General features: G+C 46.7%; 10 protein-coding genes. 7 read left to right on the plus strand and 3 right to left on the minus strand.

Annotated elements, in window-relative coordinates:
* The first annotated feature begins 401 nt into the window (after positions 1–401).
* The 3 genes from ACOIT5_RS00925 (at position 402) to ACOIT5_RS00935 (ending at position 5,745) form a co-directional block, all read left to right on the plus strand.
* Positions 402–3,611 carry a glycoside hydrolase family 2 TIM barrel-domain containing protein gene (locus ACOIT5_RS00925; protein WP_423128594.1) on the plus strand — a complete coding sequence of 1,070 codons (3,210 nt, stop codon included), beginning with the start codon at positions 402–404 and terminating at the stop codon, positions 3,609–3,611.
* Positions 3,612–3,845: 234 nt separating this feature from the next.
* Entirely contained in the window at positions 3,846–4,838 is a 993-nt protein-coding gene (nadA, locus tag ACOIT5_RS00930) for a quinolinate synthase NadA (protein WP_423128595.1), read from the plus strand.
* Positions 4,839–5,016: 178 nt separating this feature from the next.
* Complete coding sequence (locus ACOIT5_RS00935) at positions 5,017–5,745, plus strand: hypothetical protein (RefSeq protein ID WP_423128596.1); 729 nt, start codon at positions 5,017–5,019, stop codon at positions 5,743–5,745.
* Positions 5,746–5,765: 20 nt separating this feature from the next.
* Here the strand turns inward: ACOIT5_RS00935 and ACOIT5_RS00940 are convergent, their stop codons facing one another.
* A complete protein-coding gene (locus ACOIT5_RS00940; protein ID WP_423128597.1) occupies positions 5,766–6,707 on the minus strand; it encodes a CPBP family intramembrane glutamic endopeptidase in 942 nt (313 codons plus the stop codon).
* Between the two features lie 173 nt (positions 6,708–6,880).
* Here ACOIT5_RS00940 and dusB point away from each other — a divergent pair, with 173 nt between their 5' ends.
* The 3 genes from dusB to ACOIT5_RS00955 all read left to right on the plus strand — a co-directional run bounded on the left by dusB (position 6,881) and on the right by ACOIT5_RS00955 (position 8,678).
* Positions 6,881–7,894 (plus strand): tRNA dihydrouridine synthase DusB, encoded by a 1,014-nt coding sequence (dusB, locus tag ACOIT5_RS00945; RefSeq protein ID WP_423128598.1) that lies wholly within the window; start codon positions 6,881–6,883, stop codon positions 7,892–7,894.
* Positions 7,891–8,274: a YkvA family protein gene (locus ACOIT5_RS00950; RefSeq protein WP_423128599.1), complete on the plus strand. Its 384-nt coding sequence runs from the start codon at positions 7,891–7,893 to the stop codon at positions 8,272–8,274. Before dusB ends, ACOIT5_RS00950 begins: the two co-directional genes overlap by 4 nt.
* A gap of 62 nt (positions 8,275–8,336) precedes the next feature.
* Entirely contained in the window at positions 8,337–8,678 is a 342-nt protein-coding gene (locus ACOIT5_RS00955; RefSeq protein ID WP_423128600.1) for a hypothetical protein, read from the plus strand.
* Between the two features lie 145 nt (positions 8,679–8,823).
* On the opposite strand, the gene ACOIT5_RS00960 is transcribed toward ACOIT5_RS00955, so the two are convergent.
* Positions 8,824–10,428, minus strand: coding sequence for a fumarate hydratase (locus ACOIT5_RS00960; protein WP_423128601.1), 1,605 nt, complete (start codon positions 10,426–10,428; stop codon positions 8,824–8,826).
* A 155-nt stretch (positions 10,429–10,583) separates the two neighbouring features.
* On the minus strand, positions 10,584–11,414 hold the full coding sequence (locus tag ACOIT5_RS00965; protein ID WP_423128602.1) for an aminotransferase class IV: 831 nt from the start codon (positions 11,412–11,414) through the stop codon (positions 10,584–10,586).
* A 196-nt stretch (positions 11,415–11,610) separates the two neighbouring features.
* Between ACOIT5_RS00965 and ACOIT5_RS00970 the strand changes: the two genes are divergently transcribed.
* Positions 11,611–12,567 carry a sensor histidine kinase gene (locus tag ACOIT5_RS00970; RefSeq protein ID WP_423128603.1) on the plus strand — a complete coding sequence of 319 codons (957 nt, stop codon included), beginning with the start codon at positions 11,611–11,613 and terminating at the stop codon, positions 12,565–12,567.
* The last annotated feature ends 62 nt before the right edge of the window (positions 12,568–12,629 follow it).

Genomic DNA, 12,629 nt, shown 5'->3' on the forward strand with positions numbered 1-12,629 from the left:
GCAAAAATTAATCTTTTTTAACCTTTACGTTAAGGAACAGACAGGTCCGCTGAAATATCCATGTATTCCATTGTTTCGGATCTTTAAAAAAGAAATTCATGTTGAATACAGTCCTGTCATAAGAAAGCAGGTCGATTGTTTTTCCGGTTGTTTCAAATAGAATAATAATTTACAACTCTTATTTTATTAAATCCATTTATTATCCAAGAAGTTGTCCACAACATATTCACAGCTGTTAACAAAACAATTTTTCTTACCCGAACAGGTATTCCGGCATACCGATTTCTTCTTGTTTTGCCATCAAAACACATCGGCAGGTTTGGAAATCATGATTATTTTTTTGATTTTTGCACACCTACCAGTACCAACCAGTCAGGTAGTAAATCTAAACTAATCACATCATGAAAATCAATTGGTATTTATTCTTTGCGCTGCTGATCACCTTTTTTTCGGCCTGCACCAGCAAGTACGCAAATGTTCCGTTCGACGAAATGGATCCCAAACCCTGGGAAGATCCCGCCATTTACCAAATTAACAAAGAAGCGCCAAGAGCCTCTTTTGTGCCTTATGCAACCGCCGAGCAGGCGCTGGCGGATGACACCTGGTCGTCATCATTTATCCAATCCTTAAACGGGACCTGGAAATTTCATCTGGCACAAAACCCGGGCGAACGTCCTTACTGGTTTTTCAAAGATGATTATGACATCAGGGACTGGTCTGACATTGAAGTTCCTTCAAACTGGGAAACATCAGGTTTTGACTACCCCATTTACACTAACGTAAAATACCCGCACGCTAAAACGCCGCCCCTCATCCAGGAGCATTATAACCCGGTAGGTTCGTATAAACGGACATTTACGGTTCCAGCAGCCTGGTCGGGCAAGGAAATTTTCCTGCATTTCGGAGCCGCCAGCTCTTGTTTGAATGTGTGGGTGAATGAACAATACGTCGGGTACAGCGAAGACAGTAAAACACCGGCTGAGTTCAACATCACGAAATACCTGAAAAAAGGGAAAAACACCCTGGCCGTTGAAATTCACCGGTGGAGCGATGCCAGTTACCTGGAAGATCAGGATTTCTGGAGACTGAGCGGCATCACCCGCGACAGCTACCTGATGGCCCGCGAAAAACAAAACATCCGTGATTTCAAACTGGTTGCCGGACTGGATGAAGCCTACACCAACGGCACACTTGCACTGGACATTGAACTGGTGAACGTTGATGCTCAGACAATGGTAACGGTTGATGCTGAATTATTTGACGGGGATAAAAGCCTGAAGAAATTCAGCCAGGAAGTTGACCTGCTGGAAAAAGCGAACATCACGCTCTACGACATGATTCCGGGTATCAAACACTGGACGGCAGAAACGCCCAAGCTGTATCAATTACTCATCACGCTAAAAAATGCAAATGGCGGAATCATCGAAGTGATCCGTCAGGATGTTGGTTTCCGAGTGGTGGAAATCAAAGACAAACAACTGATGGTAAACGGCAGGCCCATCAGCGTAAAAGGGGTTAACCTGCACGAACACCACGATGTGACAGGGCACGTTGTTGATCAGGAAACCATGCTGAAGGATATCCTGACCATGAAATCGCACAACATCAATACGGTGCGCACCTCACACTATCCCCAGCCCGAATTATGGTACAAGCTATGCAATATTTATGGTTTGTATGTGATTAACGAAGCCAACATCGAATCGCACGGCATGGGATACGGGCCCGAATCGCTGGCAAAAGATCCGCTATGGGGAGATGCCCACCTGTACCGCACCGAAAATATGTACCAGCGCGATAAAAACCAGCCTTCTGTGATCATCTGGTCGCTGGGCAACGAAGCCGGTAACGGGGTTAATTTTGAAGCAACCTATCAATACCTGAAAGAAATTGACGGCACACGCCCGGTTCAGTACGAGCAGGCGCACGGCGGAGCAAATACCGACATCAATTGCCCCATGTATGCGACGATTGACCACATGGAACGTTATGCCAAAAGCAATCCGGAGAAACCGATGATCCAATGCGAATATGCGCATGCCATGGGCAACAGTGTGGGTAATCTTCAGGATTACTGGGATTTAATTGAACGTTACGACATCCTGCAGGGAGGTTGTATCTGGGACTGGGTTGACCAGGGACTGCTGACCACCAATGAAGATGGTGAAGCTTTCTGGGCTTATGGCGGAGATTTCGGTCCCGACACCGTCCCATCCGACGGAAACTTTTGCCTGAATGGGCTGGTTGACCCCGACCGGGGAGTTAAACCCCATTTGTTGGAAGTGAAAAAAGTGTATCAGAATATTGGATTCGTCGCCACCGACCTGAAAAAAGGCCAGGTTGAAATCAAAAATAAACACGGATTCACCAACCTTTCGAATTACGACATCAGCTGGACCATTACCGGCGATGGCGCAGTTGTAAAAGAAGGTAAACTGGACGGGTTTGAACTGGCGCCGGGCGAAAGCCGCCAGGTGCAAGCCGACATCTCATTGACTGCCGAACCGGGCGTCGAATATTTCCTGAACTTTTCGGCAAAAACAAAAACTCAAGAAGGCTTAATCGCGGCCGGCACAGAGTTGGCTGCTGAGCAAATGAAGCTCCCGGTGTTTATACCCGTCGAAAAAACCAACATCCAATTGTTCCCCGAATTAAAAACTTCGGAGACCGACCGCGAAATCAGTGTTTCGGGCGAAGGATTCCAGCTGGTTTTCGATAAAGCCGCGGGCGTACTGAAAAGCTTCAAATCAGGCGATACAGAACTGCTGATTTCGGGTCCTGTGCCAAACTTCTGGCGCGCTCCCATCGATAACGATTACGGCAACAACCTGCACAAACGCAGCCGCGTTTGGAGAAAAGCCGGCGACCAGCGAAAAGTGACCGGCGCCGTGCTCAACATGACCGCATCCAACAAAGCCATGATTAGCTTCACGTTTGACCTGTTGGACGAACAAGGAGAGAAAACAGCCGATTACAGTTCAATTTATACTGTTTTTGGAAACGGAGACATCCAGGTTGCCAACAAATTCAACATGGCCAAAACCGACTTGCCCGAAATCCCGCTGTTTGGCATGAACCTGGTGATGCCCCGCCGCTTCGACCAGATGAGCTGGCTGGGCCGGGGTCCCCACGAATCGTACCAGGACCGAAAAACCAGCGCCTTCGCCGGACTTTATTCCGGAACGGTAGCCGATCAGTTCTGGGCTTACCTGCGTCCCCAGGAAAACGGGAATAAAACCGATGTCCGCTGGATGACCCTGACCGATAACAACGGCACCGGCCTCCTCTTTGTCGGAGAACCGTTGCTCGAAGTAAGCGCCCATCACAACATCATGGAAGATTTTGAATCGCCCGAGCGGACCGACGGCCGACACGAAAACGGCGTCAGGCCGCTTCAGCGCCACACCACCGATGTAAAACCACGTGAGCTGACCTCGGTCAACATCAATTACAAACAGATGGGCGTTGGCGGCGACAACAGTTGGGGCGCCTGGACACACGACCAGTACCGCCTGACCGACAAGCAATACCGTTATTCGTTCCGCATGAAAGCAATCAACGGGAACGATAAACCGGCACAACTGGCAAAACAACTACTTTATTCATACTAACTCACTCCCAAATCCCCGGCAAAGCAATTTACCGGGGATTTTTTTTACCGCCAAAATCTAGCCCGGAGACCAACCGTTGACTTTATTCAACAACATGGCTAACAGCACATAAAGCAAGTTGAACCGCGGTATCCCCAATGTCGTCCGGAGAAAACAATTCAGACAAACATGTGTTTTTCTTAAAAGGAATTTATAATTTTGCAGTCAGCTTTTTCAGGAATAAACAGAATGCAGATGGAAAGAGAACAGGTTCAGGTTATGTTGGAAGAAAACGGGTACCTAGTTGAACAGGTTGACCCGACAGTTAAGCTGAAAGACGAAATAAACCGCTTGAGGAAAGAAAAAAATGCTGTCATCCTGAGTCATTATTATGTCGACGCTGAATTGCAGGATATTGCCGATTTTGTTGGCGACAGCCTTCAGCTTGCCCAGGCAGCTGCCAGCACCGAGGCCGATCTGATTGTTTTTGTGGGCGTTCACTTTATGGCCGAAACCGCTAAAATTATCAATCCCTCGAAAAAAGTAATTTTACCCGACCTGAAAGCCGGCTGTTCCCTGGCCGAATCTGCTCCGATTGAAAAATTTCGCGAATTTAAGGCTAAATACCCCGACCATAAGGTTATTTCGTACATCAACTGCACAGCCGACCTGAAAACGGAAACAGACGTGGTGTGTACCTCGTCGAATGCAGCGAAAATTGTTGAAAGCTTTCCTCCGGATGAAAAACTGATTTTCGCACCGGATAAAAACCTGGGGAATTACCTCAACAGCCTGACCGGACGCAACATGGTATTGTGGGATGGCGCCTGCATGGTACACGAACAGTATTCGGTCGAAAAAATCATCGACCTGATGGACGAACACCCGGATGCCGAATTTATTGCACATCCCGAGTGTGAAGGCCCGGTGCTTCTTTTGGCCAAACACATTGGTTCAACCTCGTCGTTGTTGAATTACGTGCAGCAAAGCGCCGCCCAAAAATTTATCGTGGCTACCGAAAGCGGGATCCTGCACCAGATGAAAAAAGCCTGTCCTGATAAAATTTTCATACCCGCCCCATCCAATGATTCCACCTGCGCATGCAACGACTGTTCGTACATGAAATTAAACAGCCTGCAAAAGCTGTACATCTGCATGAAATATGAACTGCCTGAAATCCAGTTGCCGGCAAAGGTGATTGACCTGGCGAAGAAGCCAATCCTTCGTATGATGGAAATTTCGAAGTAAACCGTTCTTTAAAAGGCAATAAACCCTCCCGGTGTAACCGGAGCCGAATAAACGGGAAAATAGTCATCCCGTGAGACCTGTGTTTATAAACAATTATTTGTTAATTAGTTTTTGAGCGAAGCCGCCAAAAGCAGCTTGCGATTTCTTAACTTCGTAATAATCCTAAAAACAAGTTCTCATGCCGTACAGAAGGTTGCCAAATACAGATCAGGCCAGGATGCGGGCGATTGAGACCGCTCTGGAAAAAGGAAAGCGGAAGTCGCTGACCGAATTGGCTTTCAGTCAGCAAAGCCTGGAGAAGCTACAGTTTTTTTATCCCCGGTTTTCAGCAGCCATCCGTAACCTGAATGCAGCAAAACAAAATCAGTTCGACAAATCAAAAGAATACGGCGATATTTTCAAACGGGCAAAACTTTATCTGTCTCATTTTGTGCAGGTTTTAACCTTTGCAATCATCCGGGAAGAAATAAAACCGGAGGTCCGAAAATTTTATGAACTGGATGCAGACTCTCAAAAAATACCTGTTCTGAATCTGGAAAAAGATGTCATTGAATGGGGAGAAAAGATTATCAAAGGAGAACAAAAACGTTGTATGAATGGGGGTAGCCCGATTTACAGCCCGTCTATCGCCCTTGTAAAAGTTCATTACGAATCGTTCATCGACGCCTATCGCCACCAGAAAATGCTTCAAAATATTACCAACCGGGCTTCAAGCCAGATGACGACCTTACGCGACGAGGCCGACGCCCTGATTCAGCATGTATGGAACGAGGTAGAGGAAAAATTCAGCGCATTACCCGATGATTTAAAACGGGAAAAATGTACCGACTACGGGGTAATCTACATCTACCGTCCGTCTGAACTGAAAAAAATGCAGGCGGAAAAATACCAGATAAACCTCTTTTAAATTGAGCTGAAAGGTTGATTTTATTCTGAGTGGGTTGAGGCCATATTCAAAGTTTTCATCCAAACGAGCAGTACAATCGTAAACAACAAACTGATCAGGGCAATCGACCACATGATCGGCGCCGAAGCGCCAAACTCATAATTGGCGATTTTTTCCACATCTTCCTGTCCTTTTGTTCCGGCATAAAGGGCCAAAACGCCCAGCGCATTATTCACGAAATGGCAGAGTACCGGCAGCCACAACGACCGGCTGTAAACCAGAATATAGCCAAACAAGGCTCCTAACAACATGCGCGGGATGAAGCCGTAAAACTGCATGTGCAGGCTGCTAAACAGGATGGCCGAAATCCAGATGCCCCAATGGTAATTTCGGGTCATGTTGGTAAAAATTTTCTGGATAACCCCCCTGAATAAAAATTCCTCGCCTATCGCCGGAATAACGGCAATCATCACTAAATTAAAAAGCAAACCGCCTGTTGTTTCCACCCGGATGAAACGGTCAATCAAATTTTCAGCCTGATCTTCCATCCCACGCATCCATTTTTCAAGATCAGAAAGAAAAGCCGGGAAAGACATTTCGCTGTTTAACTGCCCCATGTAACTTACAAATGGGCCAAATACAAGCAAAATCCAGACCGCGTGAAGAGCCGGTCTCCATAAAACCGGCCGGTCCAGATGCAGGTAAGCAGCCACATTGCCCTCCAGCAACCAGGCAATAACGAGCGGCGGAATAACAAACAACCCGAGCGATTGCGTTACCTGGAAATACTTCAGAATAACGATTGTCTGCGGATCATCCAGCTTACCGCCGGCAAGGGAAGCAAGCATCTCATTCAACCCAAAAACCGGAATAGCGATCAGAAGGGAAATCACAAACAAAACCAGGAAACAGATCACAACGACAAAAGCTGTCAGAACAAACTGGGGCCAGGGTTTCATCCCCCGGAAAGCGGTAAATGCCATGTTATTTCAATTTTGAAAACTCAAATATAAGCCTTTCTGCGCGTCCGCAAAACAATCTGTCCGATCAACCGCAGAAAGTACCTCAACTTTTCAGGAAGCATCCGCTCAATCAAAAATTCGGATTCCCAAAACCAGCCAAACTGTTATCTTTGTGCCGTAAAACACTGAATACCGTGAAAATTGGAACGATAGAACTGGGAGAGATGCCGCTTTTTCTGGCGCCAATGGAAGATGTCACCTACAAATCATTTCGCTACATGTGCAAAAAATATGGAGCCGATGTGATGTATACGGAGTTTGTTTCGTCGGAGGCATTGATCCGTGATGTAAAAAAAACGAAACAAAAGATGCACCTGTTCGATTTCGACCGGCCGGTAGCAATCCAGATTTACGGACACAACATTCAGTCGATGGTTCATGCCGCCAAAGTGGCCGAAGAAGCGCAACCCGACTTTATCGACATCAATTATGGCTGCCCGATGAAGAAGATTATTGCCAAAGGTGCGGGAGCAGGCATGTTGCAGGACCTGGACAAAATGCAACGGATGACTGCCGAAATTGTAAAAGCAGTTTCGGTCCCGGTAACAGCCAAAACCCGCCTTGGCTGGGACGAGAATTCAAAAGTGGTGATTGAAGCGGCCGAACGTTTGCAGGATGCCGGAGTGGCAGCCCTGGCCATTCACGGGCGCACCCGGAAACAATTGTATACCGGCGAGGCCGACTGGAGCCTGATTGCAGCCGTGAAAAACAACCCGCGCATGACCATTCCGATTATTGGAAACGGCGACATAAACGGGCCGCTGAAAGCCGCCGAATTTCTGGAACAAAGCGGTGTAGATGCCCTGATGATCGGACGCGGAGCAATTGGTCGCCCGTGGATATTCAGCGAAATAAAACGCTACCTGAAAACCGGCGAATTACTTCCGGCCCCTACTGTTGGTGAAATCGTTCAAAATGTGCTCGACCAGCTGCACATGTCCATCGAATGGAAAGACCATGTCAGGTCGGGAATTTTAATGATGCGCCGGCATTTTGCCAAATACTTTCCGGGCCTGCCCAACTTCAGAAACCACCGGATTAAGCTGTTACAGGCTACCGAAATGGACGAGATTGAACAAATTATGGCCGAAATAATTGAACACTATGGTAACATACGGGTTGATTATACCGATATCGGGTTAAAATGAATCAAAGCCAATACAAGAAATATTACTCGGAATACTCATTCAGAGAGAAACTGAAAAAGTATGCAAAATCAGCCGGCACCCAGGTTGTGTATGCTGCCTTGCTCCTGTATTTCTTGATGAAAGACGGGCAAACTCCACTAAAAATAAAATTGATGATTGCCGGTGCGCTGGGTTACTTTATTCTGCCGGCAGATGCCATTCCCGACATCACTCCCCTGCTGGGATTCAGTGATGATCTGGGTGTGCTGATCTTCGTTTTGTCACAAATCAGGGGAAACATTACACCGGAGATCAGAGAGCAAGCCCGTACACAACTTTTAAGCTGGTTTAACCAAATTGATGAAGCAGAGATTGAAAAACTGGATAACAAAATCTTTTAATGAGGACCGGCATGAACAGTTGGCATTGTTATTGGTAAACAATACACATAAATGATACCACCATGAAACAATTCATATCCATTGCAGCAATCGGGATCATGGCCCTGCTGTTCTGCGGGACCGAAACATCAGCGCAAATTGTTGTGCCCGAAAAACCCGTTCCACCGGCCAATTTTATGGAAACTCCGCCCAAACCGGGCCACAATTATGTGTTGGTTCCCGTAAACTGGATTTGGTCGCGCCAGCAGAAAATGTACCTGTGGGTCGGTTCAACCTGGGTGCAGGCGCCCGAAGACAAGAGATGGACCGCAGGTTATTGGAAGGAAATGCCCAAAGGGTGGAAATGGGTCCCGGGCCGTTGGGCAAAAGCTGAAAAAACAGGTTGGTTCCTATTCAAATCATAAGGGTGTTTATCGAGCTTATATCAAAACGCCAAATCAGTTAAATTCATCCCGGATTTATTTCTGAATCTGCTTATCAGGGCAGGGTTATCCCAAAACAAGTTCGGGATAACCCTGCCACGGTGTTTTGATACAGGCTCTCTTCCTTTTATAGTTGTTCAAAGAAATCGTTCCCTTTATCGTCGACAATGATGAAAGCCGGAAAATTTTCCACCCGGATTTTTCGAACAGCTTCCATTCCCAACTCTTCAAAATCAACAACTTCAACCGACTTGATGCTTTCTTTTGCCAGGATTGCCGCCGGACCGCCGATTGAACCCAGGTAGAAGCCACCATGCTTTTTGCAGGCTTCGGTAACTTGTTTTGACCGGTTGCCTTTAGCCACCATCACCATCGATCCGCCCAGGCTCTGAAACAGGTCGACGTACGAGTCCATACGCCCGGCAGTTGTCGGGCCAAAGCTTCCCGAAGCCATCCCTTTCGGAGTTTTTGCCGGGCCGGCATAATATACCGGATGATTTTTAAAGTAGTCGGGCATTGGCTTGCCTTCGTCAATCATTTTTTTGATTTGTGCATGAGCAATATCCCGGGCGACAATCAGTGTTCCGCGCAGGTTCAGGCGGGTTTTAACCGGGTATTTCGACAATTCGGCCAAAACCTCGGGCATCGGACGGTCCAGATCGATATCAACCGGCGCCGCCAGTTCGGGCGCCCGTTCGGGCATAAACTTACGCGGGTTCTTTTCCAATTGTTCAACAAAAATACCGTCTTCGGTAATCTTTGCTTTAATGTTACGGTCGGCGCTGCAACTAACTCCCAAACCAACCGGACAGGAAGCAGCATGTCGCGGCAAACGGATGACCCGGACGTCGTGTACGAAATATTTTCCTCCAAACTGGGCGCCAACTCCACTTTCCTGACAGATTTTCAATACCTTTTCCTCCCATTCCAGATCACGGAATGCTTGTCCTCCATCGTTCCCTTCGGTAGGTAAATGATCGAGGTAACCGGCAGATGCTTTTTTAACGACAGCAAGGGTCGATTCGGCCGATGTTCCGCCAATGACCAGGGCCAGGTGATACGGAGGACATGCTGAAGTACCGATATCTTTAATTTTTTCCTTTACAAATTTGGTCAGGTTTTCTTCGGTCAGCAAGGCTTTTGTTTGCTGGTACAGGAAGGTTTTGTTTGCCGAACCGCCACCTTTTGTAATAAAAAGGAACTCGTATTGATTCCCTTCTTCCGCATAAATATCGATCTGTGCAGGCAGGTTTGACCCGGTATTCTTCTCATCGAGCATGGTGAGCGGAACAACCTGTGAATAACGCAGGTTACGTTCCTTGTAAATGTCGTAAACTCCCTTCGATAAGTGCAGGGCATCGTTGCCGCCGGTCCACACGTTTTCACCCTTTTTACCGATCACAATCGCTGTTCCGGTATCCTGGCAGGTTGGCAACTCGCCTTCGGCTGCCACCACCTGGTTAATCAGCATGGTGTGCGCCACAAAGCGGTCGTTATCTGTCGCTTCCGGATCATCCAGGATACTCCTCACTTTTTCCAGATGAGACGAGCGTAGGTAGAAAGAGACATCAGCAATGGCTTCACGGGCCAGCAATTCCAGTCCTTTCGGATCAACCTTCAGGATGGTGCGTCCGTCAACCGCAACGGTCGAAACATAATCTTTAGTCAGCAACCGGTATTCGGTGGTATCTTTTTTAACGGGAAATGGTTTTTGATAGAAAAATTCAGACATATATATAATTATTAGTTTTGAGTTTTGAGTTCCAAGTTTTGAGTTCCAAGTTCCAAGTTCCAAGTTCCAGCAAAGACAAAGATAGGTATAAACCGGTAAAGGATGGTTTCGTTAAGCTGAATTTTGCCCGGTAAACTGATTTCTTCACAAAGGATTTACACCCAAGGAGAAACCATCAGGTAGTCATCAACATACCGGTTATATGTGACGATCAGCTGATGCAGAAGTTCATTCTCAACACTGAAACGGTCCCCTTCAACAACCGAAACCGGTAATACACCAACTGAGGTCCCGGTCAGAAAAACAGCTTCATACCGGTTCAATTCATCGACCGGAACAGCCGTTTCCTCCAATTCGGCGTTCATCAGCCCCATACAATCGATCACTTTCATCCGGGTGATTCCGGGCAACACCTGCGATGCCGGCGGCGTAAAAAACCTCCCTTCTTTCAGGAAAAACACGTTCGAACGACTCCCCTCGGTAATTAAGCCACGCTGATCAACCAACAGCACCTCATACAGTCGTTTTTCGGCAATGAGCTGGTTGGCCCGCTCCCGCACTGACGGCAAAACCACCTTGGCCTGCGGATTCTCACGCATGGCATGAAACAAGCCAACTTCTACGCCTTGCTGATAATCAAGAGGTGAAGGATATTTGTGGGGTATCAGCGAGTAACGGATCGTGGCTCCCGCTTCCTGCTGAAACAAATCAAGGCGGATATTCCCTTCAATCAACCGGTTCACCGTGATCAACCGGGCCAACTGGTTGTAAAACAGACTTTTCGTTTCAAGGGTTTCGATCACCGAAAGCTCGCAGGACTTTAAAAACCGGGCAAAATGGTCTTCCCAGAACAAGGGTTTCCCGCCGATCACGCGTAAAACTTCGTAAACCTGTTTCTTCACCCCTTCGGGCGGTTTCATTTCTTCAACAGGAAGCAAGGTATCGTTCTCGATGTAAAACATTTCAATAACTTTTGCGTTACTCATTCGTAACATGTTAACAAACAAAATCTTCGGATAAACCAAAAAACGGGTCGCTTTGAATTTTGTTTTTGAAACCGAAATTAACGATTTACACCGAAGTAGTTATACGTACACGGTTCTGTTTTGTCTGATTTTAGCAATGGGTTAAGAAAATTTGTTTGCAGGTAGTCATGCAATTAATCATATTAAGCCAAACAAAATGAAAAGTTCCTTAAAAATCACCCTGATCTATCTGTCTGTTAGCTTTCTATGGATTCTGTTTTCAGACAGATTTGTTCAAACCTTCACCTCCGACGTCATTTACTTGTCTAAATTGCAGACCTATAAAGGATGGTTTTTCATTTTTATCACCTCGGTTTTTTTGTTTATACTGATTGATAACGAGATCAGACGAAAAAATAAAGTTCAGGACGAGCTCAGGAAAGCAAAAATCAAAGCGGAAGAATCGGATCGACTGAAAACAGCCTTCCTGTCGAACATGTCGCACGAAATACGGACGCCCTTAAACGGCATCCTGGGATTCAGCAACCTGTTGTGCGAGGATGAGTTACCGCCCGAAAAGAAACAACAGTACATCGAATTGATTAACCGGAACAACCAGTTACTTTTAAAAATCATCAACGACATCATTGAGATTTCCAAAATACAGGAAAACATGATCTCTGTAAACAAGAAGACGATTGATCTGCATGAATTGATCAATAATTTGCACCGGTCGTACCTGGCGCCCGGTTCTGTTTTACAGGAAAAAAACCTGGAATTCAGGTTCCTGAACGAAATGGAGCAAAAACCATTTTTTGTTGACACCGACCCCGACCGTTTAAACCAGATTCTGGCTAATTTAATTGAAAATGCCATCAAATATACCGAAAAGGGCTCGGTAAGCATCGGTTTCCGGTCGTCCTCCGAGCAGGTAAACATTTTTGTACAGGATACCGGTCCGGGAATTCCGAAGGACAGGCATAGCCTGATATTCGAACGTTTTAAACAGAGCCTGGATGCAACCATCACCCGTAATGGTTTTGGTCTTGGACTGTCAATCAGCAAAGGACTGGCCGAAGCATTAAACGGCCGGATTGAGCTGGAATCTGAAGTCGGGAAAGGAAGCACATTTACCGTGAAACTACCATACAGCGAAAAAATGGCCACTCCCTGAATTGCGGACAGGGACAAAAGCCTTCCGCAAACTTATTTTCACCCGATTAATGATGGTTGCAG

The sequence above is a fragment of the Gaoshiqia hydrogeniformans genome, from assembly GCF_049347105.1.
GTDB classification, from domain to species: domain Bacteria; phylum Bacteroidota; class Bacteroidia; order Bacteroidales; family Prolixibacteraceae; genus Gaoshiqia; species Gaoshiqia hydrogeniformans.

Coding starts and splice junctions, on each gene's coding strand:
- ACOIT5_RS00925 (WP_423128594.1), top strand. CDS start 402: ATGAAAATCAATTGGTATTTATTCTTTGCGCTGCTGATCACCTTTTTT.
- nadA (WP_423128595.1), top strand. CDS start 3,846: ATGGAAAGAGAACAGGTTCAGGTTATGTTGGAAGAAAACGGGTACCTA.
- ACOIT5_RS00935 (WP_423128596.1), top strand. CDS start 5,017: ATGCCGTACAGAAGGTTGCCAAATACAGATCAGGCCAGGATGCGGGCG.
- ACOIT5_RS00940 (WP_423128597.1), bottom strand. CDS start 6,707: ATGGCATTTACCGCTTTCCGGGGGATGAAACCCTGGCCCCAGTTTGTT.
- ACOIT5_RS00950 (WP_423128599.1), top strand. CDS start 7,891: ATGAATCAAAGCCAATACAAGAAATATTACTCGGAATACTCATTCAGA.
- ACOIT5_RS00955 (WP_423128600.1), top strand. CDS start 8,337: ATGAAACAATTCATATCCATTGCAGCAATCGGGATCATGGCCCTGCTG.
- ACOIT5_RS00960 (WP_423128601.1), bottom strand. CDS start 10,428: ATGTCTGAATTTTTCTATCAAAAACCATTTCCCGTTAAAAAAGATACC.
- ACOIT5_RS00965 (WP_423128602.1), bottom strand. CDS start 11,414: ATGAGTAACGCAAAAGTTATTGAAATGTTTTACATCGAGAACGATACC.
- ACOIT5_RS00970 (WP_423128603.1), top strand. CDS start 11,611: ATGAAAAGTTCCTTAAAAATCACCCTGATCTATCTGTCTGTTAGCTTT.